The organism is Pseudomonas sp. UBA6562, from assembly GCF_002434265.1.
In the GTDB taxonomy this organism is placed as follows: domain Bacteria; phylum Pseudomonadota; class Gammaproteobacteria; order Pseudomonadales; family Pseudomonadaceae; genus Aquipseudomonas.
In genome coordinates this window covers 181,126-206,408 of sequence record NZ_DJJS01000008.1, presented here as the reverse complement: position 1 = coordinate 206,408, position 25,283 = coordinate 181,126, and the positions used below count along the sequence as shown (strand labels likewise).

Here is a 25,283-nt window from a genome sequence, read left to right as displayed (position 1 = left end):
GGTCAAATCCTCACTGGGCCGCGACGGCTGGCGTGTTGTAAAGCACGATCGCAGCGGTCACCAGCAAATTGATCAGGGTCAGCGGCAGGCAGAATTTCCAGCTGAAATCCATCACCTGGTCATAGCGTGGGCGCGGAATCGAGGCGCGCAGCAGTATGAACAGCATGATGAAGAACGCGGTCTTGAGCGCGAACCACAGGAACGGCACTTGCGGCAGCAAATCGAACGGACCGTGCCAGCCGCCGAAGAACAGCGTCACCAGCAGCGCCGACACCAGGATGATGCCGATGTACTCGCCGACGAAGAACATGCCCCATTTCATGCCGGCATATTCGATGTGGTAGCCGTCGGCCAGTTCCTGCTCGGCTTCGGGTTGGTCGAACGGGTGACGGTGCGTCACGGCAACGCCGGCGATGAAGAAGGTACAGAAGCCGAAGAACTGCGGAATGATGAACCACAGGTTCTGCGCCTGGTACTCGACGATGTCGCGCATGTTGAACGAGCCCACCTGCACCACCACGCCCATCAGCGCCAGGCCCAGGAACACCTCGTACGATACGGTCTGCGCCGAGGCCCGCAGGCTGCCGAGCAGGGCGTACTTGTTGTTCGACGACCAGCCGGCGAAGAGCACGGCGTACACCGACAGCCCCGCCATGGCGAAGAAGAACAGCAGGCCGATGTTCAGGTCCGCCACGCCCCATACCGGGGTGATCGGAATCACCGCGAAGGCGATCAGCAGCGCGCTCATGGCCACGACCGGCGCCAGGGTGAAGATGAAACGGTCGACGAAGGGCGGGTTCCAGTCTTCCTTGAAGAACATCTTCAGCATGTCGGCAGCGATCTGGAACATGCCGAACGGGCCGACACGGTTCGGACCGTAACGGTCCTGCCACCAGCCCAGCAGACGGCGCTCGACGAAGCTGAGCAGCGCGCCGCAGACCACCACGGCCAGCAGCACCACGATGGCGCGCACGACGGTGAGGATCACCTCGATCACTTCGGGGGTGAACCAGCTCATTGTGCTGCCTCCTGCAGGCCTTCGACGGTGGCGCCGAAGATGGCCGGCGGAATGCCGGCCAGGCCTTTCGGCAGAGCGACCAGGCCCGCGCCCAGCGCTTCATAGATGCGCAGCGGCAAGCGCAGCGCGACACCGCCCACGCTCAGGCTGAGCAGGGCGCCTTCGTTGACGCCCAGGCGGTCCGCTTCGGACTTGGCCAGCGCCACGTAGGCTTCGGGGATGCGCGATTGCACAGGGGCTGCGCGCGAGGAGTTCTCTTCGCTGCCGAACAGGTGGAACAGCGGCACCGCCGTCCAGGTGCCGCGGGCTGGGTTGTAGGCGCCTGGAATAGCGTTGAACCAGCTCAGGCGGTCGCCCTGGGATTCGATCAGGCGCACGCCTGGGTCGCCAGCGCGCAAGTGGCCGCCGACTTCGTCCTGGAACTTGTTCCAGGCCTGCGGCGAGTTCCAGCCCGGCGACCAGGCGAACGGCACCTGTTGGCGCGGTTCGGCCGAACCCGAATAGCCTTCCATGGAGAAGGCGAAGGCGGTGTCCTTGTCCTGCGGCGTGCGTGGCTCATGCACGCTGATGTCGGCGCGCATGGCGGTACGGCCGGAGTAGCGCAGCGGCTCGCGGGCCAGTTTCAGGCCCTTGATGCGGAACGCGGCGCTCGGTGCGGCGGCGACGATGCCGGCCAGTTGCGGGTTGACCTGTGCGCACGCCTCGGTGACGTGGTCCAGTTGCGTCCAGTCGACGGGCTTGTTCAGCAGGGTGGCACGCAGGGCATGCATCCAGCGCCAGCCTTCGTGGACCTTGATGCTGCTGTCCAGGTACTGCGGGTCGAACACCTGGAAGAAGCGCTGGGCGCGGCCTTCGAGGCTGACCAGGGTGCCGTCGCCTTCGGCGAAGGAGGCGGCAGGCAGCACCAGGTGTGCGCGATCGGTGGTCGGGGTCTTGCTGTGGTCGGCGACGATCACCACTTTGGCGGCGGCCAGTGCGGCGTCGACCTTGGCGGCCGGCAGGCGGGCGTACAGGTCGTTTTCCAGCACCACGATGGCGTCGGCCTGCCCGCTGATCACAGCGTCCAGCGCAGCATCGGCGCTGTCGCCACCGAACATGGCCATGCCCAGGCTGTTGGCCTCGGGCACCACCAGGCTCAGCGAGCCGTTCTTCTCGCGCTGCTTAAGCGCCTTGGCGATGTTGGCGGCGGCTTCGATCAGGGCAGGTTCGGCCAGCGAGGTGCCGGCGATGACCAGCGGACGCTGGGCGGCGACCAGCGCGTCGGCGATACGCTGCGCCAGGGCCGTGGCGTCTTCGTCGAGGTTGGCGACGGCAGGCGCGCTCGGGTCGATGGCGTGGGCTACGGCGAAGCCGAGGCGGGCCAGGTCCACGGGCGCGGCATGTACGCACTCTTCGGCGACGTCGTCCAGCTTGGTGTCGGTCAGCGAGGCGATGAACAGCGGGTACAGCGCGTGCTGACCGATGTTCTTCACCGCAGCGTCGAGCCACGGCTGCACTTTCATGCCTTCGGCCATAGCCTCGGCCTTGCCCTTGGTGGCCTGGCGCACCGACAGCGCCACACGGGCGGCGGTCTGGGTCAGGTCTTCGCCAAGCACGAACACAGCGTCGTGGTCTTCGATGTCGCGCAAGGTCGGCACAGGCAGCGGGCTGTTGTTCAGCACGTCGAGCACCAGGCGCACACGCTCGAGCTCGGCGGCTTCGATACCCGAGTAGAAGTACTCGGCTCCCACCAGCTCACGCAGGCCGTAGTTGCTTTCCAAACTGGCACGCGGCGAGCCGATGCCGACGATGGTGCGGCCGCGCAGCAGGTCGGCGGCCTTGTCGAGGGCCGCGTCGAGCGACAGCTTGCTGCCGTCGGCCAGGTGCGGTTGGCGTGGACGGTCCTTGCGGTTGACGTAGCCGTAGCCGAAGCGGCCACGGTCGCACAGGAAATACTGGTTCACCGAGCCGTTGAAGCGGTTCTCGATGCGGCGCAGCTCGCCGTAGCGCTCGCCGGGGCTGATGTTGCAGCCGCTCGAGCAGCCATGGCAGATGCTGGGCGCGAACTGCATGTCCCACTTGCGGTTGTAGCGCTCGGAGTGGGTCTTGTCGGTGAACACACCGGTCGGGCAGACCTCGGTCAGGTTGCCGGAGAACTCGCTTTCCAGCACGCCGTCTTCGACCCGGCCGAAGTAGACGTTGTCGTGGGCGCCGTACACGCCCAGGTCGGTGCCGCCGGCGTAGTCCTTGTAGTAGCGCACGCAACGGTAGCAGGCGATGCAGCGGTTCATCTCGTGGGCGATGAACGGGCCGAGGTCCTGGTTCTGGTGGGTGCGCTTGGTGAAGCGGTAGCGGCGCTCGTTGTGACCGGTCATCACGGTCATGTCCTGCAAGTGGCAATGGCCGCCTTCCTCGCACACGGGGCAGTCGTGCGGGTGGTTGGTCATCAGCCATTCGACGACGCTGGCGCGGAACGCCTTGGATTCGTCGTCTTCGATGGAAATCCAGGTGCCGTCGGAGGCGGGGGTCATGCAGGACATGACGATACGACCGCGGGTGTCGTTCTCGTCGGTGTACTGCTTGACCGCGCATTGCCGGCAGGCACCGACGCTACCGAGCGCCGGATGCCAGCAGAAATAGGGGATGTCGAGGCCAAGCGACAGACAAGCCTGTAACAGGTTGTCCGCACCGTTGACTTCGAGCGCTTTGCCGTCTACGTGGATAGTGGCCATGGTTCAAAGTTCTTCGTTGGCCCGCGTGAGCAGGCGTGGCTAATGGAAATCGGTTTGCCCGCGGCCTGCCGCGAATCGTTCGGGTCGGCCAGCGGGCAGGCAGGTGGCACGGGCCACCCGCGCTTCATCTTGTTATGCGCCGACCACCACCGGCCCGGCCGGCAGCGGATGGGCCAGGTTCGGGCTCAAGGTGGCGCCTGAGAATGCAGGGGCGACACCGGCCTCGAACTCTTCGCGGAAGTATTTGATGGCACTGCCCAGCGGCTCGACGGCACCGGGTGCGTGGGCGCAGAAGGTGCGGCCCGGGCCGAGGAAGTTGACCAGACCCAGCAGCGTCTCGATGTCTTCGGCGCGGCCTTGGCCGCGCTCCAGCGAACGCAGCATCTTCACGCTCCAGGGCAGGCCGTCGCGGCAGGGGGTGCACCAGCCGCACGACTCGCGGGCGAAGAACTCCTCCATGTTGCGCAGCAGCGAGACCATGTTGACGGTGTGGTCCACGGCCATGGCCAGGCCCGTACCCATGCGCGTGCCGACCTTGGCGATGCCGCCAGCGTACATCTGCGCTTCGAGGTGTTCGGGCAAGAGGAAGCCGGTGCCGGCGCCGCCTGGCTGCCAGCACTTGAGCGTGAAGCCGTCGCGCATGCCGCCTGCGTAGTCTTCGAACAGCTCGCGTGCGGTGACGCCGAACGGCAGCTCCCACAGGCCCGGGTTCTTCACCTTGCCGGAGAAGCCCATCAGTTTGGTGCCGTGGTCTTCGCTACCGGCACGTGCCAGCGCCTTGTACCAGTCGTTGCCGTTGGCGACGATGGCCGGCACGTTGCACAGGGTTTCGACGTTGTTCACGCAGGTCGGCTTGCCCCACACGCCAACGGCGGCAGGGAAGGGCGGCTTGGAGCGCGGGTTGGCGCGTCGGCCTTCGAGGGAGTTGATCAGCGCGGTCTCTTCGCCACAGATGTAGCGACCGGCGCCGGTGTGCACGAACAGCTCGAAGTCGAAGCCCGAGCCGAGGACGTTCTTGCCCAGCAGGCCGGCGGCCTTGGCCTCGTCGATGGCGCGGTTGAGGTTCTTCGCCGCCGTGGTGTATTCGCCACGCAGGAAGATGTAGCCGCGGTAGGCCTTGAGCGCACGGGCGCTGATCAGCATGCCTTCGATCAGTAGATGGGGCTGTTGCTCCATCAGCATGCGGTCTTTCCAGGTGTTGGGTTCCATCTCGTCCGCGTTGCACAGCAGGTAGCGGATGTTCATGGATTCGTCTTTGGGCATCAGGCCCCACTTCACCCCGGTGGGGAAGCCGGCGCCGCCGCGGCCCTTGAGGCCCGAGTCCTTGACGTTCTGCACGATCTCGTCGGGCGACAGCTGCGCCAGCGCGGTACGCGCGGCGGCATAGCCGTTCTTGCTCTGGTATTCGCTGAGCCAGACCGGCTCGCCGTCTTCGCGCAGGCGCCAGGTCAGCGGATGGGTCTCGGCACTGCGCGCGATGCGGTTGGCCGGGCCGAAGGAAGTGATGGTCATGCGTAACCCTCCAGCAGCTTGGAGACGCCAGCGGGCTGCACGTCGCCAAAGGTGTCGTCGTCGATCATCAGCGCCGGGGCCTTGTCGCAGTTGCCCAGGCAGCACACCGGCAGCAGGGTGAAGCGACCGTCTTCGGTGGTCTGGCCCAGGCCGATGCCCAGTTCGCTCTGGATCTGGCTGACGACCGATTCATGGCCGCCGATGTAGCAGACCATGCTGTCGCAGACGCGGATGATGTGGCGGCCGACCGGCTGGCGGAAGATCTGGCTGTAGAAGGTGGCCACACCCTCGACGTCGCTGGCCGGAATGCCGAGCACCTCGCCGATGGCGTAGATGGCGCCGTCGGGCACCCAGCCACGGGCCTTCTGCACGATCTTCAAGGCTTCGATGGACGCCGCACGCGGGTCCTCGTAGTGGTGCATCTCGTGCTCGATGGCCGAGCGCTCGGCTTCGCTCAGGGCGAAACGGTCAGTCTGGATAAGCGTGCTGTTCATGCTTAGCGGTCCACGTCAGCCATAACGAAGTCGATACTGCCCAGATACGCGATGAGGTCGGCGACCATGCTGCCTTTGATCACCGAAGGGATCTGCTGCAGGTGCGGGTAGCTCGGGGTGCGGATACGGGTGCGGTAGCTCATGGTGCCGCCATCGCTCGTCAGGTAGTAACTGTTGATGCCCTTGGTCGCTTCGATCATCTGGAACGACTCGTTGGCCGGCATGACCGGGCCCCACGACACTTGCAGGAAGTGCGTGATCAGGGTCTCGATGTGTTGCAGGGTGCGCTCTTTGGGCGGCGGCGTGGTCAGCGGGTGGTCCGCCTTGTACGGGCCTTCGGGCATGTTGCGCAGGCACTGGTCGATGATGCGGATGCTCTGGCGCATTTCTTCCACGCGCACCATGCAGCGGTCGTAGGCATCGCCGTTGTGCGCCAGCGGCACTTCGAATTCGAAGTTCTCGTAGCCCGAGTAGGGGCGCGCCTTGCGCAGGTCGAAGTCGCAACCGGTGGAGCGCAGGCCGGCACCGGTGGTGCCCCATTCCAGCGCTTCCTTGGTGTTGTAGGCCGCGACGCCGATGGTGCGGCCCTTGAGGATGCTGTTCTGCAGCGCGGCCTTGGTGTACTCGTCGAGGCGCTTGGGCAGCCAGTCGACGAAGTCCTTGACCAGCTTGTCCCAGCCGCGCGGCAAGTCGTGTGCGACGCCGCCGATGCGGTACCAGGCCGGATGCAGGCGGAAACCGGTGATGGCTTCGATCACGGTGTAGGCGCGCTGACGGTCGGTGAAGGTGAAGAACACCGGGGTCATGGCGCCGACGTCCTGGATGTAGGTGCCCAGGAACAGCAGGTGGCTGGTGATGCGGAAGAACTCGGCGAGCATGATGCGGATCACGTCGACCTTCTGCGGCACCTGGATGCCGGCCAGCTTCTCCACTGCCAGCACGTAGGGCAGGTTGTTCATCACCCCGCCCAAGTAGTCGATGCGGTCGGTGTAGGGGATGAAACTGTGCCACGACTGACGCTCGGCCATCTTCTCGGCGCCACGGTGGTGGTAGCCGATGTCGGGCACGCAGTCGACGATCTCTTCGCCGTCCAGTTGCAGCACGATGCGGAACGCGCCGTGGGCTGAAGGGTGGTTCGGGCCCAGGTTGAGGAACATGTAGTCCTCGTTGGCGCCCTGGCGCTTCATGCCCCAGGCTTCGGGGTTGAAGCGCGCCGACTCTTCTTCGAGCTGCTGCTTGGCCAGGGTCAGACTATAGGGGTCGAACTCGGTGGCGCGGGCCGGGTAGTCCTTGCGCAGCGGGTGACCTTCCCAGGTGGGCGGCATCATGATGCGGCTCAGGTGCGGGTGGCCGGCGAAGTCGATGCCGAACATGTCCCACACTTCGCGCTCGTACCAGTTGGCGTTGGGCCAGATGCTGGTGATCGACGGCAGGTTCAGATCGCCCTCGCTGAGCGAGACCTTGATCATCACGTCGCTGTTACGCTCGATCGACAGCAGGTGGTAGAACACGCTGAAGTCGGCTGCGGGCAGGCCGCGGCGCTGGGTGCGCAGGCGCTCGTCCACGCCGTGCAGGTCGTAGAGCATGCTGTAGGGCTTGGCCACGCCACGCAGGAAGCTCAGGATTTCCTTGAGCTGGGCGCGCTTGACCCAGAGCACCGGCATGCCGGTGCGCGTTTCCTGGGCGACGAAGGCGTCGGCGCCGAAACGGTTGTGCAGTTCGACGACCACATCTTGGTCGTCAGCCTTGTAAGGCGGAATGAAAATAGCGGTGTCCGCTGTCATGGTCTCGGTCGCTTTGGTTCAACGTAGAGAATGAAGCCAGGCCGCCGGCTCCGGTGGAGCGGGCGGCAGGTCGCTGGATCAGACTTCGTCGGGGCTGCGCAGGTTGGTTACCGCTATACGCTGCTCGCGGCGCAGGTCTTTCTGCGCCGGCATCTCGGCACGGTAGATACCTTGGTCGCCCACGACCCAGGACAGCGGGCGTCGCTCCTGGCCGATCGATTCCTGCAACAGCATCAAGCCTTGCAGGAACGCTTCGGGGCGAGGCGGGCAGCCCGGCACGTAGACGTCCACGGGGAGGAACTTGTCGACCCCCTGAACGACCGAGTAGATGTCGTACATGCCGCCGGAGTTGGCGCACGAACCCATGGAGATGACCCACTTGGGTTCGAGCATCTGCTCATACAGGCGCTGAATGATCGGCGCCATCTTGATGAAACAGGTGCCGGCAATGACCATGAAGTCGGCCTGACGCGGCGAAGCCCGAATGACTTCGGCGCCGAAGCGGGCGATGTCGTGGGGCGCCGTGAAGGCCGTGGTCATTTCCACGTAGCAGCAGGACAGGCCGAAGTTGTACGGCCAGAGGGAGTTCTTGCGACCCCAGTTGACGGCGCCACGCAGCACATCTTCGAGTTTCCCCATGTAGATGTTCTTGTGGACCTGGTCCTCTAGCAGTTGGTCGGTGACGGTTGCCCGGTCGCCGACCGGATATTGCTCGTTGGGCGCATCCGGGTCGATTCTGGTGAGATTGTATTGCATTGCCAAAGCCTCATTGTTTCAGCTTCGCTTGCCGCTTGCGGCGCGCTTCCGGTGCCCAGTCAAGAGCTCCCACGCGCCATAGGTAGACAAGGCCTGCCAACAGAATTGCTATGAAAACGAGTGCTTCGACGAATCCGGTCCAGCCGCTTTCGCGGACGGACACAGACCAGGCAAAGAGAAAGAGGGCTTCGATGTCGAAGATCACGAAGAGCATCGCGACCAGATAGAATTTCGCCGACAGGCGCAGGCGTGCACTGCCGGTGGGCAGCATGCCGGATTCGAACGGCTCGTTCTTGGCGCGGCCCCAGGCCTTGCTGCCCAGCAGGCTGGACAGACCCAGCATGAAGGCGCATAGACCGACGACACCGAGAAGGAAGATGGCCAGGCCCCAGTTGTGGGCGATCAGTCCTGTCGAATCGGGCATGCTGAGAATCCTTATACAGAGCCCTTGGCCCTGCAAACTGAAAATAGTGTGAGCGGCGACGTGTGGCGCGGCGACTTAGTGTCGCGCAAGCAGTGACGAAATGTCGCAGCTGGATCAATTCGGCTGATTTTATGGGTAAACCCTATGCAAGTAAATTTACCCCGGCAAATTTATTCGTAGGATTAAGAACAAAAATCGCTCTTGATTGGCTGTAGCCCTGATGTGGCGGGCATTAGCCGCGTTTTCGTCAATTATCTTTCTTGGCGGTTGTAATGCTCGCTAACTTGTAATGATAATTAATATCATCTGTGCAAGCCTGATTGTTTTAGTTGGTCTTTACCTGGGTAAGTTCGTTTCATCGAATAATCCAGTTTCGTGTGACGACCGCACGTTTTAGCGGAAAACGTTCGATGGCATCCCGCCTCAGATCAATGAACGGGCTCATAAAACGGTGTTGAAGCCTAAGGCTGCAACCAATCGATCACTTCAAGGGCGACCCGTTGCGCCCGACAAGCCTGGGCCAAGCATAGCTGCTATTGGGAAGCGTGCCCGGCCAAGGTCTGTATGTACGGGTTTGGGAGCCCCGTCTTCCATGTCGGGGCTCAGCCCAAGCATGAAAAAGCCCGGAGCGCTTGCGCGGTCCGGGCCTTGTGTCGAGCAGGCACTCAGTGGAACTGTTCTTCCTCGGTGGAGCCGGTGAGGGCGGTGACCGACGAAGCACCCCCCTGGATCACGGTGGTCACGTCATCGAAGTAGCCGGTGCCCACTTCCTGTTGATGCGCCACGAAGGTATAGCCCTTGCTGGCGTCGGCGAACTCCTGCTCCTGCAGCTTGACGTACGCGGTCATGTCGTTGCGGGCGTAGTCGTGGGCCAGGTTGAACATGCCGTGCCACATGTTGTGGATGCCGGCCAGGGTAATGAACTGGTGTTTGTAGCCCATGGCCGACAGCTCGCGCTGGAATTTGGCGATGGTGGCGTCGTCGAGGTTCTTCTTCCAGTTGAACGATGGCGAGCAGTTGTACGACAGCAGCTGGTCCGGGTATTCCTTCTTGATCGCTTCGGCGAAGCGGCGGGCTTCGTCCAGATCCGGCTTGGCCGTCTCGCACCAGATCAGATCGGCGTAGGGCGCGTAGGCCAGGCCACGGGCGATGGCCTGGTCGAGGCCGGCGCGCACTTTATAGAAGCCTTCGCGGGTGCGCTCGCCGACTACGAATGGCTGGTCGTAAGGGTCGCAATCGCTGGTCAGCAGGTCGGCGGCGTTGGCGTCGGTACGCGCCAGGATGATGGTCGGCACGCCGGCCACGTCCGCTGCCAGGCGTGCGGCCACCAGTTTCTGTACCGCTTCCTGGGTAGGCACCAGCACTTTGCCGCCCATGTGGCCGCATTTTTTCACCGAGGCCAGTTGGTCTTCGAAGTGCACCCCGGCAGCGCCGGCTTCGATCATGCTCTTCATCAGCTCGTAGGCGTTGAGCACACCACCGAAGCCGGCCTCGGCGTCGGCGACGATCGGCGCGAAGTAGTCGATGTAGCCGTCGTCGCCTGGGTTCTTGCCGGCCTTCCACTGGATCTGGTCGGCGCGGCGGAACGAGTTGTTGATGCGCTTGACCACGGTGGGCACCGAGTCGACCGGGTACAGCGACTGGTCGGGGTACATGGATTCGGCGGAGTTGTTGTCGGCGGCCACTTGCCAGCCCGACAGGTAGATGGCCTGGATGCCGGCCTTGACCTGCTGCACGGCTTGACCGCCGGTGAGCGCGCCCATGCAGTTGACGAAGTCTTTCTCGGGGCGGAAGGACGGGTGGGCGCCTTGGGTGACCAGTTTCCAGAGCTTTTCCGCGCCAGCGCGGGCCAGGGTGTGTTCCGGTTGCAGCGAACCGCGCAGGCGCACGACATCGGCGGCGGTGTAGGTACGGGTCACGCCTTTCCAGCGCGGGTTCTCGGCCCAGTCTTTCTCGAGGGCTGCAATTTGCTGTTCGCGTGTCAGTGCCATGGAAAAAACCTCGTCGCATCGGTCATGTGAAATAGGTGCTGGGCTCGGCGCGCATTTCAGGGGCGTGGCGGTCGCATCGTTCGCGGCATTGTGCTGACTGAGCGGAGGTCGGGAAGGAGGGCAGGTCGGCTGGCGGGCGTGCTGGGCAGGTTGGCTCGTGGATGCCGTGCTGCGGTCGCGACGCGGGTGCCAGTGGCTGCGGTGGTGCGCTTCCGTCCCTCGGGACAACTTCTTCAGTGCAGTCACAATCTCGTCGAACCGCCTTGTGGGCTGGATGGACACGCGACGCCTTCCGGATGCTGGAAGCACGCCGCGAGGGCCCGATGAGGGGCCCCTGATCAGCGGGAGCGGGGCCATCATGCCTAGGGCAAAAACCCACTGTCAACGATTTTGTAGTGGTTTTTTGTTGGCACTACATCTTTGGTCTAATACGACTTTTCGGTCAGTTTCAGGGCCTTCGGTCGAGTGCAGGCGGCGCCCTGCTTAGTCAACCAAGTCGACCTTGACCCGCACCGTCATGTTTTCGCCACGCTGGGTGCTGTAGGTACGCGACGAAGCACGCTGGTCGGCCTGGCTCTGTTGATTGAAACCGGCCAGCGTGATCCATTCGCCTAGGTTGCCGGTGACCGTCGTGTCGCTGCTCTGCACCTTCACTACATCGGCACGTTCCTGGCTGATGCGGTCATGATTGTTGCTGATTTGCAGATGAACGCTGTTACCGCTGATGTTGGGCGTGACGTAGAAACCCTGGGTGACGTTGCGGTACTCGGTGTCGCTCTGCACACGTCCGTAGGCGTCGCTGGAGGTGCTGGTGACCGGAATGCTCTGGCCCATCTGGATCAGCGCCGGTTTTCCTTCGCTGGCGCGGATCTGTTGCAGGCCGCCGTCACGGTTGTGCGTGGCATGGCGAATGACCTGGCCGTTGCCGCGGTTGTCCTGGTAGTTGCTGTCGTCGGTGTCGACGCTGATCAGCAAGCGCTTGGGGGCGGTGTCCAGCTGTTGCAGCAGGGCGCGCAGTTCGTCGATGCGGGTCTGGCTGGCATTGACCACCAATTTGTTTTCGAAGGCGCTGACAGTGCCTTCGTTGCCGATGAAGGCCTGCGCCGTCGGCAGCAGTTGCGCGCTGGTGCGGTGTTGCAGCGGTACGACTTCGGTGGCGGCCTGGCTGGACAGGCTGACGGCCAGAAGCAGGAGGGCGAAGCGGGGCAGTGGCGGCATGGCGCAAGTCTCCAGGGGCGATGCTGCATGATGGCAAACTTATCGGCAGCGTGCGCGGCCCGTCATCGCCCGCCCGAAGGAGGCGTGTGGTGGTCGTTTGCTGACAAATTCCGTAACATCGCGGCTCTTCGTTGCATTCGCGTCTAGGTATTCAGGCCTATCGACCGCCATCGCACCCTTACAGGACCTTCATGAAACCCGCCCGACTTCGCGCCGACCTGCTGGCCGGCTTGACCACTGCTTTCGCCCTGGTGCCCGAGTGCATCGCCTTCGCCCTGGTGGCCCACCTCAATCCCCTGATGGGCCTGTACGGCGCCTTCATCATCTGTACGCTGACCGCTTTGTTCGGCGGGCGCCCGGGCATGATCTCGGGCGCCGCCGGCTCCATGGCCGTAGTGATCATCGCGCTGGTGGTGCAACACGGTGTGCAGTATTTCCTGGCCACCGTGTTGCTGGGCGGCGCGCTGATGGTGCTGTTCGGCCTGCTGCGCCTGGGCAAGCTTATCCGCCTGGTGCCGTACCCGGTCATGCTAGGCTTCGTCAATGGCCTGGCGATCGTCATCGCCATGGCCCAACTCGAGCATTTCAAGACGGGCGAGCACTGGCTCACCGGAACGTCACTGTATCTGATGGTCGGTCTGGTCGCCTTGACCATGCTGGTGGTCTACGTGCTGCCCAAGCTGACCCGCACCGTGCCGCCGGCGCTGGTGGCGATCCTTGGGGTCGGCTTACTGGTGTATCTGCTGGACCTGCCCACGCGCACCCTGGGCGATATGGCGCAGATCGCCGGCGGCCTGCCGGCGCTGGCCTGGCCGCAGGTGCCGTGGAGTCTGGACATGCTGCGGATCATCGCGCCCTATGCGCTGCTGATGGCCATGGTCGGCCTGCTGGAAACCCTGCTGACCCTCAACCTGACCGACGAAATCACCGAGAGCCGCGGCTTCCCGGACCGTGAGTGCGTGGCGCTCGGTGCGGCCAACATGGTCTCTGGGTTGTTCGGTGGCATGGGCGGCTGCGCGATGATCGGACAGACGGTGATCAACTTGAGTTCGGGCGGTCGCGGACGGCTGTCCGGGGTGGTGGCGGGGGTGATGATCCTGCTGTTCGTGCTGTTCCTGTCGCCGCTGATCGAGCGCATTCCGCTGGCGGCCCTGGTCGGCGTGATGTTCGTGGTGGCCCAGCAGACCTTCGCCTGGGCCTCGCTGCGTGTCCTGCACAAGGTGCCGGCCAGCGACGTGCTGGCCATCGTTGCGGTGACGGTGGTGACCGTACTGACCGACCTTGCCGCCGCCGTCTTGTTCGGCATCGTCATCGCCGCCATCAACTTCGCTTGGCAACATGCGCGCGAGCTGTACGCCGATAGTCAGATCGAGGCCGACGGCAGCAAGCGTTACCAGGTACGCGGCACACTGTTCTTCGCTTCCACCGCGCCGTTTCTCAATCAGTTCGATCCGGCCGGCGATCCGGCCCAGGTGACGCTGGACTGTCAGCACCTGAGTTTCGTCGACTACTCGGCCGTGGCGGCGTTGCAGACCCTGCGCCAGCGCTACGACAAGGCCGGTAAGCATTTGCGTGTGGTGCACCTGTCCGAACGTTGCAAAAAACTGCTGCACCGCGCGGGCGAGCGGCACTGATCACTGCGATGCACGGCGCGCTATGAGGCGCCGTGCAGGCGAGCGGGTCAGTCCGCCAAGGCCTGCAAGTGCCACTGGCCCTGCGCTTCGATGGCCAGGCCGCTGGCGCTGAGCAGGGTCAGCAAGCGCTCGTGCAGTGCGCTTTCTGTGAAGGTTTTAAGCACGTCCAAGTCCAGCACGCCCAAGGGTTGCAGGTCTTTCTGGGTGTAGGACAGCCAGGCCTTTTTCAGGCGATTGAGCACATCGCTGGCCGCCGTGCTGGCGAAGCGCCGATGCACGGCTTTGCCGTCGAAGCTAAAGGTGTGCAAATGGCTGTAGTCAGGCTGCTCGCCGCCGTTTTCGGCGCAGCGGTGGCAGGTGCAGGGGCCATCGCCGAAGGCACTGCGCAGGTAGCCGTTGAATTCCACCACGGGCTTGAGCGTCAGGCGCTTGTCGGTCTCGAACAAGTCAGCGGTCATGGGTTGTTCGGTACTCACTCGGGTGTCCTCGTAGGTGGTGCATCGATCGGCGGGCACCCTACCAGATCGCGGCAGGCGAGACCATCGGCGGGCTAGAGACAAGTGCGTGGCGCTGCCGTACCCTACGCGCCCTGTAGCGCTTTCCCATTGCCACCGAGGTCGACCCGCTTGAGCACCTATCCCCACATCGCCACCATCACTGTCAGCACCGAAAACTACGCCGGTGACGTCGAGGCTTCGGAAAACCCCCATGTCCGCATCGGCTTGGAGGCGGTCACCGAAACCCTGAAGAAGGTGCATTTCGTCGACACCCTGGCGGCCCCCGAAACGCCCACGCACATCTGCGTGACGCTGGAAAACGGCTTGGCCTACTACGGCCCTATCGTCAATGGCCATGCCGAGCTCGAAGGCGGCTGGATCGCCTTCGAATGCGACATGCTCACTCCCGAAGAGCTTGGTCTGTAAGGTTCGAGCTCTCACGCATCGCCATCGGGCTTGCGCTTGCGTGGCCGTGAGGGCGCTGAGGAAGCACGTGACCCGGTCGATGCGCCTTTGCTCTTCGCGCCGCGTTTCTTCTTCCACGGTGGGCTCTGGCCGGCCGCACCCAAGGGCGGACCGGTGATGACCACGCGCAACCCCGCGCAACGCTGCACCAACTTGGTCATCCAGGCCGATTGCCGTTCGACGAACGCATCCAGGGTCATCTCACCGTTTTGCACCATCTCCAGCGCTTGTTCCCAAATGGCGGTGGTGCCAGGGTCGGCGATCGCGCGCGGAACCGCGTCGATCAGGCCATAAGCTGCGGGCGTGGCGGCCAGCGACTTGCCTTGCTTGCTCAGATAGCCGCGGTCGATCAGGCCCTGGATGATGCTGGCGCGCGTCGCTTCGGTGCCGATGCCGGTGGTGTCCTTGAGCTTCTGCTTGAGCAGAGGGTCGCTGACCAGCTTGGCGACGTTCTTCATCGCCTTGATCAGATCGCCTTCGGTCAGCGGTTTGGGCGGTTGGGTCCATAGGTTCTTCAGTTGCACCTGCTCGACGCTGCACGCCTGCCCCTGGCGCAATACCGGGAGCACCTGGGTGGGTGCCGGTTCGCGGCCCTTGCTTGGCGTCAGCGCCTCGGGCAGGGCGCGACGCCAGCCCAGTTCGACGATCTGCTTGCCCACCGCGCGCAGGCAATGGCCCGCGCAATCGAAATCGGCCTGGGTGCGGTCGAACTCGTGATTGGGCAGGAACTGGGCCAGGTAACGGGCGCGCACCAGCGTATACACGGCTTTATGCTTGCTCGGCAGGCGCAAAGGGTCGCTGGCCACGGCCGTGGGGATGATGCCGTGGTGGGCGGTGACCTTGCCGTCGTTCCAGGCCCGCGAGCGGCGCGTGGCGTCCAGGTATGGCCGCAACGGCGCGAGGCTGGCGTCGGCACGTTGCAACGCAGCGAGGATGCCGGCCGCCTCGCTGTGCTGGCTGAGTGGCAGGTAGCCGCAGTCGCTGCGCGGGTAGGTGATCAGCTTGTGGGTTTCGTACAGCGCCTGGGCGATGTCGAGGGTTTCCTGGGCGCCCAGGCCGAGCTTTTTCGAGCACACCTCCTGCAGGGTACCGAGGTCGAAGGGCAGGGGCGCCACTTCGCGTACCCGTTCGGTGTCGATCTTGCTGACATGGGCGATGCCGGCGGCTTGCATGGCGTCCGCCGCGGCCTGCGCGACCGCTTTGCTCAGGCAGCGCCCTTGGTCGTCGCTGGTCTCTTCCGGCGCCCGCCACTGCGCGGTGAAGAACTGGCCGGCATGGCCCAGCTGCACCTCGATGGCCCAGAACTCCACCGGTACGAACTGCGTGATGCTGCGGTCGCGATCGACCACCATGCGCAGCGTCGGGGTTTGCACCCGGCCCACCGGAAGCACGCCCTGATAGCCGGATTGGCGGCCTAGCAACGTGAACAGGCGGCTCATGTTCATGCCGATCAGCCAGTCGGCGCGCGAACGGCCCAGCGCCGAGTGGTAGAGGTTGAAGGTCTCCTCGCCGGGCAGCAGGCGCTCCAGGGCCTTGCGGATCGAGGCGTCGTCCAGCGCCGACAGCCACAAGCGCTTGATCGGGCCGCGGTAGCGGCAGTGCTCCACTAGTTCGCGGGCGATCATTTCGCCTTCGCGGTCGGCGTCGGTCGCGATCACCAGCTCTCGGGCCTGCTTGAGCAATTGCTTGACCACCTTGAACTGGCTGGCGGTCTTGGGCTTGACCAGCATCTTCCAGTGTTCGGGGATGATCGGCAGGTCTTCGAGCACCCAGCGTTTGTAGCGGGCGTCGTAGGTATCGGGCGGCGCGGTTTCGAGCAGGTGGCCGATGCACCAGGTGACGCACACGTCGGTGCCTTGCCAGCAGCCATCGCCACGACGATGGGCGCCGAGGACCTTGGCGATGTCCTTGGCCTGGGAGGGTTTTTCACACAGAAACACGCGCATGACCGGAAACGCTTCGTCAGGAAATCATGGCTGCTAGGATGCGCAACCCAGAGCGCGTAGGCAAGTTTTATCTGGATGGATGTACAGCTTTATATTGCAACAGGAATAAGCGTGCACGTGGATCGGGGCCGCATGGCGGCCCTCATGTCTGGCGGCGTTCAGCCGAGTGGCTCGGCTGCCTCGCGTACCATGTCCACATGTGGAATGCCGGCTTCGAGGAACTCCTCGCTCACCACGCGAAAGCCCAGGCGCTCGTAGAACGCCGTGGCATGCACCTGGGCGCTGAGCTTCTGCGGCGTCAGCTGGCGCGCTTCGGCCTCCCGGATCGCCGCCTGCATCAACGCATCGCCGACCTTCAGGCCGCGCCAGTCCTTGAGCACCGCGACGCGGCCGATGGTGCCGTCGGCCAGCAGGCGGGCCGTGCCTACCGGGTAGTCGCCTTCGAGCGCCAGGAAATGCACGGCGCCCTGGTCGTCGGCGTCCCATTCGAGCTCCGGCGGCACCTGTTGCTCGGCGACGAACACCGCTTCGCGGATGCGGCGCAGCTCGGCATTGTCCTGCTGCCAGTCGGCTGTGCGCACACGGATCTTATTCATCGGCGAACCCCAAGCTGCCTTGCTGGACGAGCTGGCACAGCAGCTGCGTGGCTTCCTCGTCCTGCAGCCATGGCTCCAGATTGTCGCTGTGCAGGGCGTCGGCGGCGCAGATCAGCTTGAGCAGTTCGCGCAGGTGACCGGACAGCAGTCGGCTCTGGCCGCTGGCGAACAGCACCAGATCGGCGTCCATTTCCGACCAGGCCATGCGTGCGCTGGGGTTGCGGATCAACAGCGCACCTTGCTCCAAGGCGGCGAACAGGTCGGCGTCGCTCAGCGCCTCGCCGGTGACCTGCTCGGGGTAGCGCGGCTCGGTCATGAACTGGCCGAACCAGGTCAGCAGCAGACGCTCGTCGCCCATGTGCTCGGCCAGCAGCGCTTTGAGGCGGTCCAGCGCATCGTGCTGGATCTGGTGCGGATCGTTCACCGGCTGCGCGTCGGCGTCGCTGTAGCGCGCCTCATCCGGCAGGAACTGGCTGAGGAAGTCGGTGAAATGCGTCAGCACTTCGGCCGCGCTCGGCGCGCGGAAGCCGACCGAGTAGGTCAGGCAAGCGTCTTCGGCCACACCGTAGTGGGCCAGACGCGGCGGCAGGTAGAGCATGTCGCCCGGTTCGAGCACCATCTCCTCGGACTGCTCGAAGTCGGCCAGGATGCGCAGGTCGGCGTGGTCGAGCAGGGCGCTGTCGCTGTCGCACATCTGCCCCAGTTTCCAGTTGCGCTTGCCATGGCCTTGCAGCAAGAACACATCGTAGTTGTCGAAGTGCGGGCCGACGCTGCCGCCAGGGGCGGCGTAGCTAATCATCACGTCGTCGATGCGCCAGCTCGGCAGGAAGCGGAAGTGCTCCAGCAGCTCCGCCACTTCCGGCACGAACTGGTCTACTGCCTGTACCAGCAGTGTCCAGTCGCGCTCGGGCAGATCGGCGAAGGCATCTTCGGCGAACGGGCCGCGGCGCAACTCCCAGGGACGCTCGCCGTGTTCGAGCACCAGGCGCGATTCGACTTCCTCCTCCAGCGCCAAGCCGGCCAGCTCGTCCGGGTCGATCGGGCTCTCGAAATCGCTGAAGGCCTGGCGTACCAGCAGAGGCTTCTTCTGCCAGTAATCACGCAGAAATTCGCGCGCCGTCAAGCCGCCCAGCAGCTGCAGTGGAGTATCAGAATTCATGTTCAACCTATTGAAAAAAGAAGATTTTCGTTCGCCAATAAAAACGCCCGGCGAGGCCGGGCGTTAGGCGCGACGGGTCGCTTAGATGCGTTTGGCCTGGGCCACGGCGTTGCCGATGTAGCTGGCCGGGGTCAGTTGCTTGAGCTCGGCCTTGGCTTCGGCAGGCATGTCCAGCCCGTCGATGAAGTTCAGCAGGGCCTCGGGGGTGATGCCTTTGCCACGGGTCAGCTCTTTGAGCTTCTCGTAGGGGTTTTCGATGTTGAAGCGGCGCATGACCGTCTGGATCGGCTCGGCCAGTACTTCCCAGCAGGCGTCCAGGTCGGCGGCGATGCGCGCGGTGTTGATTTCCAGCTTGCCGATGCCCTTGAGGCTGGCTTCGTAGGCGATGACGCTATGGGCGAAGCCCACGCCCAGGTTGCGCAGCACGGTGGAGTCGGTGAGGTCGCGCTGCCAGCGCGAGATCGGCAGCTTGCTGGCCAGGTGCTGGAACAGCGCGTTGGCGATGCCCAGGTTGCCTTCGGAGTTTTCGAAGTCGATCGGGTTGACCTTGTGCGGCATGGTCGAAGAGCCGATTTCGCCGGCCACGGTCTTCTGCTTGAAGTAGCCCAGCGAGATGTAGCCCCAGACGTCACGGTCGAAGTCGATGAGGATGGTGTTGAAGCGCGCGATGGCGTCGAACAGCTCGGCGATGTAGTCGTGCGGCTCGATCTGCGTGGTGTAGGGGTTGAACTGCAGCCCCAGCTCGTCTTCGATGAAGGCGCGGGCGTTGGCTTCCCAGTCGATCTGCGAGTAGGCCGAGAGGTGGGCGTTGTAGTTGCCCACGGCGCCGTTGATCTTGCCCAGCAGCGGCACGGCGGCCACTTGCGCGATCTGCCGCTCCAGGCGGTAGACGACGTTGGCCAGCTCTTTGCCCAGGGTGGTGGGCGAGGCCGGTTGGCCGTGGGTGCGCGAGAGCATCGGCACTTCGGCGTGGGCGTGGGCCTGGGCGCGGATGGCGTCGGCGATCTGGCGCATCAGCGGCAGCAGCACCTCGTCCCGGCCGGCGCGCAGCATCAGGGCATGGGAGAGGTTGTTGATGTCTTCGCTGGTGCAGGCGAAGTGGATGAACTCGCTGACCTTGGCCAGTTCCGGCAATTTCGCGGCCTGCTCCTTGAGCAGGTACTCGATGGCCTTGACGTCGTGGTTGGTGGTGCGCTCGATGTCCTTGACGCGCTCGGCATGCTCCAGCTGGAAGTCGTTGGCCAGTGCGTCGAGCACGGCGTTGGCTTCGGCGGAGAAGGCCGGGACTTCAGCGATCTGCGGATGGGCGGCCAGGCGCTGGAGCCAGCGCACCTCGACCAGGGCGCGGAAACGGATCAGGCCGTACTCGCTGAAGATGGGGCGCAAGGCCTGGGTTTTGCCGGCGTAGCGGCCGTCTACAGGGGAAACCGCAGTGAGCGAGGAGAGCTGCATGGGGTGTTCTCGGACAGTCGGGCTTTTGGAGGGCGCACATCGTACACGAATTTGCTCCCCGCGTCTTGTGGCGGACCGAAGGTCACGGACGCGAACCACCAAGCGCTGGAGGCGGATGGCTGAGCGCAGGCAGGCGGCCGGCGCCATAGGTGCCCCGTTATAGACACGCCTTCCTACAGCGCTGGGGTTTGTAGGCGTTGAAGAGAGGGGGGTCAGGCGCGCATCAGGTCATACAGCTCGTTGAGCAGCTTGCGCCGACTGAACACCAGCTGCCAGCGATGCCCGCCCAGCTGCCGCCAAAGCCGCGCCGCACGAATCCCGGCCAGCAGCAGCGCCCGGATCTTCGAAGCGTTGTTGGCCTGTTGCAGGAAGCGCGAGTCGCCATGCACCTGGATGCGCTGGCGCAAGGTGCTGAGGGTGTCCTGGTACAGCGCGCCGCTGGAAGCGATGACGTTATCGTGCACCAGCCCGAAGTGGTCGGCCTGTGACTGGATCTGCGGCAGGCGCTTGCCGATCAGTTCGAGCATGTCGCCGCGCTTGGCCAACTGCCGCTCCAGATTCAGCATCGACAGCGCATAGCGCAGCGGTTCGCGCTGCAGGATGGCCGGATCGCGCTCCAGGGCGCCGACCAGCGCGCGGTACCCCTCGCGCAGGTTGAGGTCGTCGCCCCCGAATACCTCCAGGGTGTCCTTGGGGTCGCGCACCAGCAGACTGCCCAGCATGCAGCCCAGGTTCGCCTCGCTCGCCTGGCCGGTGCGGGCCAGTTGGTCGACCAGGACGGCCGCCTGGAACACACCGCCCAAAGCGATCAACTGCTCCTTGAGCGTGCTCATGGGCGCGGGCTCCATGGCTCGGCCGCTTCGATCACGCCGCCGCCCAGGCACACCTCGCCGTCGTAGAACACCACCGACTGGCCGGGCGTGACGGCGCGTTGCGGTTCGTCGAACACGGCGCGGTACCCGGTTTCGCTGCGTTCGAGGGTGCAGCTCTGGTCGCCCTGGCGGTAGCGCACCTTGGCGGTCAGGTAGCGTGGGGCGGCGAGGTCGACCGGATTGACCCAGAAAATCTCCGAGGCCAGCAAGGCGCGGGAGAATAGCCACGGGTGTTCGTTGCCCTGGCCCACCACCAGCACGTTGCGCACCAGGTCTTTTTCCAGCACGTACCACGGCTCGTCGCCGGCGTCTTTCAAGCCGCCGATGCCCAAACCCTGGCGCTGGCCGATGGTGTGGTACATCAAGCCATGGTGGCGGCCGATCACCTCGCCCTCGGTGGTCTGGATCTCCCCCGGTTGAGCGGGCAGGTATTGCTTTAGGAAATCGCTGAAACGTCGCTCGCCGATGAAGCAGATACCAGTGGAGTCCTTCTTCTTCGCCGTGGCCAGGCCATGCTGCTCGGCAATGGCGCGTACCGCCGGTTTTTCCAGCTCGCCGACCGGGAACAGCGTGCGGGCGATTTCGCTGCCGCCGACCGCGTGCAGGAAATAGCTCTGGTCCTTGTTCGGGTCCAGGCCCTTGAGCAGCTCGGTCACGGCACCGGTGTCGCGGCGGCGTACGTAGTGGCCGGTGGCGATCAGGTCGGCGCCCAGCGACAGTGCATAGTCGAGGAAGGCCTTGAACTTGATTTCCCGGTTGCAGAGGATGTCCGGGTTGGGCGTGCGACCGGCCTTGTACTCTTCGAGGAAGTGCTCGAACACGTTGTCCCAGTATTCGACGGCGAAGTTGGCAGTGTGCAGCTTGATGCCGATGCGGTCGCACACGGCCTGGGCGTCGGCCAGATCTTCGCGGGCGGTGCAGTACTCGGTGCCGTCGTCCTCTTCCCAGTTCTTCATGAACAGCCCTTCCACCTGGTAGCCCTGCTGCATGAGCAGGACGGCGGAAACGGACGAGTCCACGCCGCCGGACATGCCGACGATGACGCGGGTCTGGGCGGGGTCTTTACGTGCTGGGTTGGTCATGATTACCGGCGTGTATCAGAGAAAAAACGCCGATTCTATCAGGCTGTCGGCCGCACGTCAGTCGCGCAGCAGGTCCAGGCTGTGCAGAGGGCCGGCCAGGTAATCGTCGAGGCAGCGCGGCACCAGCTCGCTGCGCCAGCGCGCAGGGTCGGCCAGCAGTTCGTCACGGCTGAGCCACAATGCCCGCTGGATGTCGCTGTCCAGCGGGCGCTCGGCGTGGTGGCGCAGCGGACGGGCGGCGAAGCAGACGCGCTGGTAGGTCACGCCGTTGCTGGGGGCGGTGTACAGGTAGATGCCCACCACGCCGGTCAGCTCCACGTCCCAGGCGGTTTCTTCCAGGGTTTCGCGCAGCGCCGCCTGGCGCAGGCTCTCGTTCGGCTCCAGATGGCCGGCCGGTTGGTTGAACACGTGCTTGCCGGCCTTGAACTCCTCGACGAACAGGAACTTGCCTGCGTGCTCGACGACGGTGGCGACGGTGATGTGGGGTTGCCAGGTCATGCTCCGTTCCTCGGTAAGGGGGCGTCGTGGGCGCGCGGCGGCGTCCGGAAAGCACGAACCCCGGTGCGTGGCCGGGGTTCGTGGTAACGCTTCAGCTAAACCTTACAGCGCGGCGATGGCGCCGTTGAAGGTCTGGCTAGGGCGCATCACCTTGGCGGTGAGCTCCGGGCTCGGCGCGTAGTAGCCGCCGATGTCGGCCGGCTTGCCCTGCACGGCGTTCAACTCGGCGACGATGGTCGCTTCGTTGTCGGCCAGGGTCTTGGCCAGTGGCGCGAAGCGCGCTTGCAGCGCCGCGTCCTGGGTTTGCGCCGCCAGTGCTTCGGCCCAGTACAGGGTCAGGTAAAAGTGGCTGCCACGGTTGTCGATACCGCCGACTTTGCGCGAAGGCGACTTGTTGGTGTCGAGGAACTTGCCGGTCGCCTGGTCGAGGGTGTCGGCCAGTACCTTGGCCTGGGCATTGTCGTAGGTGTTGCCCAGGTGCTCCAGGGAGGCGGCGAGGGCGAGGAACTCACCCAGCGAATCCCAGCGCAGGAAGTTTTCTTCCACCAATTGCTGCACGTGCTTGGGCGCCGAGCCGCCGGCGCCGGTTTCGAACAGGCCACCGCCGCTCATCAGCGGTACGATCGACAGCATCTTGGCGCTGGTGCCCAGCTCCATGATCGGGAACAGGTCGGTCAGGTAGTCGCGCAGCACGTTGCCGGTCACCGAAATGGTGTCCTTGCCTTCGCGGATGCGGGCCAGGGAGAACTTGATGGCGTCGACCGGGGCGAGGATACGGATGTCCAGGCCGTTGGTGTCGTGATCCTTCAGGTACTGCTCGACCTTTTCGATCATCACTGCGTCGTGGGCGCGGGCCGGGTCGAGCCAGAACACCGCAGGGGTGTCGCTCAGGCGGGCACGGTTGACGGCCAGCTTGACCCAGTCCTGAATCGGCGCGTCCTTGGTTTGGCACATACGGAAGATGTCGCCGGCTTCGACGTTCTGCTCCAAGATCACCTTGCCATTGCCGTCGGTCACGCGGACCACGCCATCGGCCTTGATCTGGAAGGTCTTGTCGTGGGAGCCGTACTCTTCGGCTTTCTGCGCCATCAGGCCGACGTTCGGCACGCTGCCCATGGTGGTGGGGTCGAAGGCGCCGTTGGCCTTGCAGTCATCGATGGTGGCTTGGTAGATGCCGGCGTAGCAGCGGTCCGGAATGATCGCCTTGGCGTCTTGCAGCTCGCCGGCGGCGTTCCACATCTTGCCCGAGTCACGGATCATCGCCGGCATCGAGGCGTCAACGATGACGTCGCTCGGCACGTGCAGGTTAGTGATGCCTTTGTCGGAGTTGACCATCGCCAGTGCCGGGCGCTCGGCATACAGGGCCTGGATGTCGGCTTCGATCTGCGCTTGCAGGTCGGCCGGCAGGTCCTTGATGCGGGCGTACAGGTCGCCGATGCCGTTGTTCGGGTTGAAGCCGGCTTCGCTCAGGGCCGAGGCGTATTTCTTCAGGACTTCGCCGTAGAACGCTTCGACGATGATGCCGAACATGATCGGGTCGGAGACTTTCATCATGGTGGCTTTGAGGTGCACCGAGAACAGCACGCCAGCGGCCTTGGCATCGGCGATCTGCTCGACGACGAAGGCTTGCAGCGCCTTGCGGCTCATGGTGGCGCAGTCGATCACTTCCTTGGCTTTGACCGAGGTCTTGTCCTTGAGCACGGTAGTGGTGCCGTCTTTGCCTACCAGCTCGATGCGCAGGCTGCCGTCGGCGTCGATCAAGGCAGCTTTTTCGCTACCGTAGAAATCGCCTTTGTTCATGTGCGCGACGTGGGATTTCGAATCGGCGGCCCAGGCGCCCATCTTGTGCGGGTGCTTGCGGGCGTAGTTCTTCACCGACAGCGGCGCGCGGCGGTCGGAGTTGCCTTCGCGCAGTACCGGGTTCACGGCGCTGCCCTTGATGCGGTCGTAGCGCGCGCGCGATTCCTGCTCGGCGTCGGTGGCAGGTTCGTCGGCGTAGTCGGGGATGTCGTAGCCCTGGGTTTGCAATTCCTTGATCGCGGCCTTGAGCTGCGGTACCGAAGCGGAGATGTTCGGCAGCTTGATGATGTTGGCTTCGGGAGTGGTCGCCAGCTGGCCCAGTTCCGCCAGGTGATCGCCTACCTGTTTCTCGGCGCCCAACTGTTCCGGGAATGCCGCGAGGATGCGGCCTGCCAGGGAGATGTCGCGGGTTTCGACGGCGATGTCGGCGCAAGCGGTGAACGCTTCGATGACCGGCAGCAAGGAGTAGGTGGCCAAGGCTGGCGCTTCGTCGGTGAAGGTATAGATGATCTTGGAACGGGTGGGCATGCGGGTTAACTCTCTGTGTTGCTGCGCGAGCCCGAGTCTCGAAATGCGCTGGGTAGGCGCAGCGCCCTGCGAGGGCGTGGTCGAGCGGCCGCGAGCGGTGATGGTGGATGCATCATTCGAGTGTCAATGCTGACGGGCGGTAACACGCCAGGCTTGTGCCAGGTGCGCGGCCGTTGCAGGCCGATCCTGGAGGTGGAGCGAGCCGCATATTCCTAGGGTTCGCCCCGGTGACCCTACGGTCAGCGCCGGAGTATACCAAACCCTTCGGCCTAATCAGCAAGGCCAAGCGCTATCAGCCCGCATATAAGACCAAAGACGTAGGAGCAATGTGGTTGATTGCCGCATGGGGCAAAGGGCTCGGGGAGAGGGCGACACGAGCGTAGCGCCGGAGGCTGCCCTGCCATCAGGCAGGGCGAAAGAGCATTACACCTCGAGGAAATGCAACCGAACGGATGCGTTAGATCGTTCGGCAGCGTCACTGACGCTCGGCCGAATATTTTCGGCGTGTAGACCCTTGGGGCCTTGGATGATGTCGAATATCACGTGCTGGCCGGCCCGCAAGGTCTTGAAACCGTCCATCTGAATTTTCGAATAGTGAACGAACAGGTCTTCGGCACGCCCGTCTTCATTGATGAAGCCGAAGCCCTTTACGTTGTTGAACCACTTGACTTTCCCGCTCGCCATCCCTACGTCCCTCTGCAAAGACCCCATCACTGGAGTATCATTCCTGGTATCCGCAACCAAATCTTGCGAAAAAAATCTGGTTGACTGCGCGGAGCTTTATCGAACACGGTGGTCTCTATTGGTTGTAACACCGTTTAGCCGTTAGTCAAGGACGCTTCAGCG

General features: G+C 64.2%; 21 protein-coding genes. 2 read left to right on the top strand and 19 right to left on the bottom strand.

Translation table 11 applies throughout. The features are described 5' to 3' along the window. Window positions 1-10 precede the first annotated feature (10 nt). The 9 genes from nuoH to B4M43_RS16615 form a co-directional block, all read right to left on the bottom strand. A complete protein-coding gene (nuoH, locus tag B4M43_RS16655) occupies window positions 11-1,018 on the bottom strand; it encodes an NADH-quinone oxidoreductase subunit NuoH (protein WP_296268577.1) in 1,008 nt (335 codons plus the stop codon). Next, window positions 1,015-3,729, bottom strand: a complete 2,715-nt coding sequence (gene nuoG, locus B4M43_RS16650; RefSeq protein WP_296268576.1) for an NADH-quinone oxidoreductase subunit NuoG — start codon at window positions 3,727-3,729, stop codon at window positions 1,015-1,017. The genes nuoH and nuoG overlap by 4 nt, the downstream gene beginning before the upstream one ends. A gap of 132 nt (window positions 3,730-3,861) precedes the next feature. Continuing rightward, window positions 3,862-5,241: an NADH-quinone oxidoreductase subunit NuoF gene (gene nuoF, locus B4M43_RS16645; RefSeq protein ID WP_296268575.1), complete on the bottom strand. Its 1,380-nt coding sequence runs from the start codon at window positions 5,239-5,241 to the stop codon at window positions 3,862-3,864. After that, a complete protein-coding gene (nuoE, locus tag B4M43_RS16640) occupies window positions 5,238-5,735 on the bottom strand; it encodes an NADH-quinone oxidoreductase subunit NuoE (protein WP_296268574.1) in 498 nt (165 codons plus the stop codon). The genes nuoF and nuoE overlap by 4 nt, the downstream gene beginning before the upstream one ends. A 2-nt stretch (window positions 5,736-5,737) precedes the next feature. Further along, on the bottom strand, window positions 5,738-7,519 hold the full coding sequence (nuoC, locus tag B4M43_RS16635; RefSeq protein ID WP_296268573.1) for an NADH-quinone oxidoreductase subunit C/D: 1,782 nt from the start codon (window positions 7,517-7,519) through the stop codon (window positions 5,738-5,740). 78 nt (window positions 7,520-7,597) lie between these two features. Next, window positions 7,598-8,275, bottom strand: coding sequence for an NADH-quinone oxidoreductase subunit B (locus B4M43_RS16630; RefSeq protein WP_296268572.1), 678 nt, complete (start codon window positions 8,273-8,275; stop codon window positions 7,598-7,600). A gap of 10 nt (window positions 8,276-8,285) precedes the next feature. After that, entirely contained in the window at window positions 8,286-8,699 is a 414-nt protein-coding gene (locus tag B4M43_RS16625) for an NADH-quinone oxidoreductase subunit A (RefSeq protein ID WP_028693710.1), read from the bottom strand. 665 nt (window positions 8,700-9,364) lie between these two features. Further along, window positions 9,365-10,690, bottom strand: coding sequence for an isocitrate lyase (gene aceA / locus B4M43_RS16620; protein WP_296268571.1), 1,326 nt, complete (start codon window positions 10,688-10,690; stop codon window positions 9,365-9,367). 483 nt (window positions 10,691-11,173) lie between these two features. Next, window positions 11,174-11,908, bottom strand: a complete 735-nt coding sequence (locus B4M43_RS16615) for a secretin N-terminal domain-containing protein (protein WP_296268570.1) — start codon at window positions 11,906-11,908, stop codon at window positions 11,174-11,176. 191 nt (window positions 11,909-12,099) lie between these two features. Between B4M43_RS16615 and B4M43_RS16610 the strand changes: the two genes are divergently transcribed. Further along, a complete protein-coding gene (locus B4M43_RS16610) occupies window positions 12,100-13,542 on the top strand; it encodes a SulP family inorganic anion transporter (RefSeq protein ID WP_296268569.1) in 1,443 nt (480 codons plus the stop codon). Window positions 13,543-13,589: 47 nt separating this feature from the next. Here the strand turns inward: B4M43_RS16610 and B4M43_RS16605 are convergent, their stop codons facing one another. Next, window positions 13,590-14,018: a hypothetical protein gene (locus B4M43_RS16605; protein WP_296268568.1), complete on the bottom strand. Its 429-nt coding sequence runs from the start codon at window positions 14,016-14,018 to the stop codon at window positions 13,590-13,592. Between the two features lie 150 nt (window positions 14,019-14,168). Here B4M43_RS16605 and B4M43_RS16600 point away from each other — a divergent pair, with 150 nt between their 5' ends. Then, the gene (locus B4M43_RS16600; protein WP_296268567.1) at window positions 14,169-14,465 is read left to right on the top strand and encodes a hypothetical protein; all 297 of its coding nucleotides are present in this window, start codon (window positions 14,169-14,171) and stop codon (window positions 14,463-14,465) included. Between the two features lie 11 nt (window positions 14,466-14,476). Here B4M43_RS16600 and B4M43_RS16595 read toward each other — a convergent pair whose 3' ends face one another. The 9 genes from B4M43_RS16595 to cspD form a co-directional block, all read right to left on the bottom strand. Further along, window positions 14,477-16,450, bottom strand: coding sequence for a DNA topoisomerase III (locus B4M43_RS16595; protein ID WP_296268566.1), 1,974 nt, complete (start codon window positions 16,448-16,450; stop codon window positions 14,477-14,479). Between the two features lie 158 nt (window positions 16,451-16,608). Continuing rightward, window positions 16,609-17,046, bottom strand: a complete 438-nt coding sequence (locus B4M43_RS16590) for a GNAT family N-acetyltransferase (protein WP_296268565.1) — start codon at window positions 17,044-17,046, stop codon at window positions 16,609-16,611. Next, window positions 17,039-18,205: a cupin domain-containing protein gene (locus B4M43_RS16585; protein WP_296268564.1), complete on the bottom strand. Its 1,167-nt coding sequence runs from the start codon at window positions 18,203-18,205 to the stop codon at window positions 17,039-17,041. Before B4M43_RS16585 ends, B4M43_RS16590 begins: the two co-directional genes overlap by 8 nt. 81 nt (window positions 18,206-18,286) lie before the next feature. Beyond that, complete coding sequence (gene purB, locus B4M43_RS16580; protein WP_296268563.1) at window positions 18,287-19,657, bottom strand: adenylosuccinate lyase; 1,371 nt, start codon at window positions 19,655-19,657, stop codon at window positions 18,287-18,289. A 212-nt stretch (window positions 19,658-19,869) separates the two neighbouring features. Continuing rightward, a complete protein-coding gene (hflD, locus tag B4M43_RS16575) occupies window positions 19,870-20,490 on the bottom strand; it encodes a high frequency lysogenization protein HflD (protein WP_296268562.1) in 621 nt (206 codons plus the stop codon). Then, window positions 20,487-21,611 carry a tRNA 2-thiouridine(34) synthase MnmA gene (gene mnmA / locus B4M43_RS16570; protein WP_296268561.1) on the bottom strand — a complete coding sequence of 375 codons (1,125 nt, stop codon included), beginning with the start codon at window positions 21,609-21,611 and terminating at the stop codon, window positions 20,487-20,489. The genes hflD and mnmA overlap by 4 nt, the downstream gene beginning before the upstream one ends. A gap of 57 nt (window positions 21,612-21,668) precedes the next feature. After that, window positions 21,669-22,109, bottom strand: a complete 441-nt coding sequence (locus B4M43_RS16565; protein WP_296268560.1) for an NUDIX hydrolase — start codon at window positions 22,107-22,109, stop codon at window positions 21,669-21,671. 102 nt (window positions 22,110-22,211) lie between these two features. Then, window positions 22,212-24,437: an NADP-dependent isocitrate dehydrogenase gene (locus tag B4M43_RS16560; protein WP_296268559.1), complete on the bottom strand. Its 2,226-nt coding sequence runs from the start codon at window positions 24,435-24,437 to the stop codon at window positions 22,212-22,214. A 423-nt stretch (window positions 24,438-24,860) separates the two neighbouring features. After that, window positions 24,861-25,121: a cold shock domain-containing protein CspD gene (cspD, locus tag B4M43_RS16555; RefSeq protein ID WP_296268558.1), complete on the bottom strand. Its 261-nt coding sequence runs from the start codon at window positions 25,119-25,121 to the stop codon at window positions 24,861-24,863. Window positions 25,122-25,283 lie beyond the last annotated feature (162 nt).

Coding starts and splice junctions, on each gene's coding strand:
- nuoH (WP_296268577.1), bottom strand. CDS start 1,018: ATGAGCTGGTTCACCCCCGAAGTGATCGAGGTGATCCTCACCGTCGTG.
- nuoG (WP_296268576.1), bottom strand. CDS start 3,729: ATGGCCACTATCCACGTAGACGGCAAAGCGCTCGAAGTCAACGGTGCG.
- nuoF (WP_296268575.1), bottom strand. CDS start 5,241: ATGACCATCACTTCCTTCGGCCCGGCCAACCGCATCGCGCGCAGTGCC.
- nuoE (WP_296268574.1), bottom strand. CDS start 5,735: ATGAACAGCACGCTTATCCAGACTGACCGTTTCGCCCTGAGCGAAGCC.
- nuoC (WP_296268573.1), bottom strand. CDS start 7,519: ATGACAGCGGACACCGCTATTTTCATTCCGCCTTACAAGGCTGACGAC.
- B4M43_RS16630 (WP_296268572.1), bottom strand. CDS start 8,275: ATGCAATACAATCTCACCAGAATCGACCCGGATGCGCCCAACGAGCAA.
- B4M43_RS16625 (WP_028693710.1), bottom strand. CDS start 8,699: ATGCCCGATTCGACAGGACTGATCGCCCACAACTGGGGCCTGGCCATC.
- aceA (WP_296268571.1), bottom strand. CDS start 10,690: ATGGCACTGACACGCGAACAGCAAATTGCAGCCCTCGAGAAAGACTGG.
- B4M43_RS16615 (WP_296268570.1), bottom strand. CDS start 11,908: ATGCCGCCACTGCCCCGCTTCGCCCTCCTGCTTCTGGCCGTCAGCCTG.
- B4M43_RS16610 (WP_296268569.1), top strand. CDS start 12,100: ATGAAACCCGCCCGACTTCGCGCCGACCTGCTGGCCGGCTTGACCACT.
- B4M43_RS16595 (WP_296268566.1), bottom strand. CDS start 16,450: ATGCGCGTGTTTCTGTGTGAAAAACCCTCCCAGGCCAAGGACATCGCC.
- B4M43_RS16590 (WP_296268565.1), bottom strand. CDS start 17,046: ATGAATAAGATCCGTGTGCGCACAGCCGACTGGCAGCAGGACAATGCC.
- B4M43_RS16585 (WP_296268564.1), bottom strand. CDS start 18,205: ATGAATTCTGATACTCCACTGCAGCTGCTGGGCGGCTTGACGGCGCGC.
- purB (WP_296268563.1), bottom strand. CDS start 19,657: ATGCAGCTCTCCTCGCTCACTGCGGTTTCCCCTGTAGACGGCCGCTAC.
- hflD (WP_296268562.1), bottom strand. CDS start 20,490: ATGAGCACGCTCAAGGAGCAGTTGATCGCTTTGGGCGGTGTGTTCCAG.
- mnmA (WP_296268561.1), bottom strand. CDS start 21,611: ATGACCAACCCAGCACGTAAAGACCCCGCCCAGACCCGCGTCATCGTC.
- B4M43_RS16565 (WP_296268560.1), bottom strand. CDS start 22,109: ATGACCTGGCAACCCCACATCACCGTCGCCACCGTCGTCGAGCACGCA.
- B4M43_RS16560 (WP_296268559.1), bottom strand. CDS start 24,437: ATGCCCACCCGTTCCAAGATCATCTATACCTTCACCGACGAAGCGCCA.
- cspD (WP_296268558.1), bottom strand. CDS start 25,121: ATGGCGAGCGGGAAAGTCAAGTGGTTCAACAACGTAAAGGGCTTCGGC.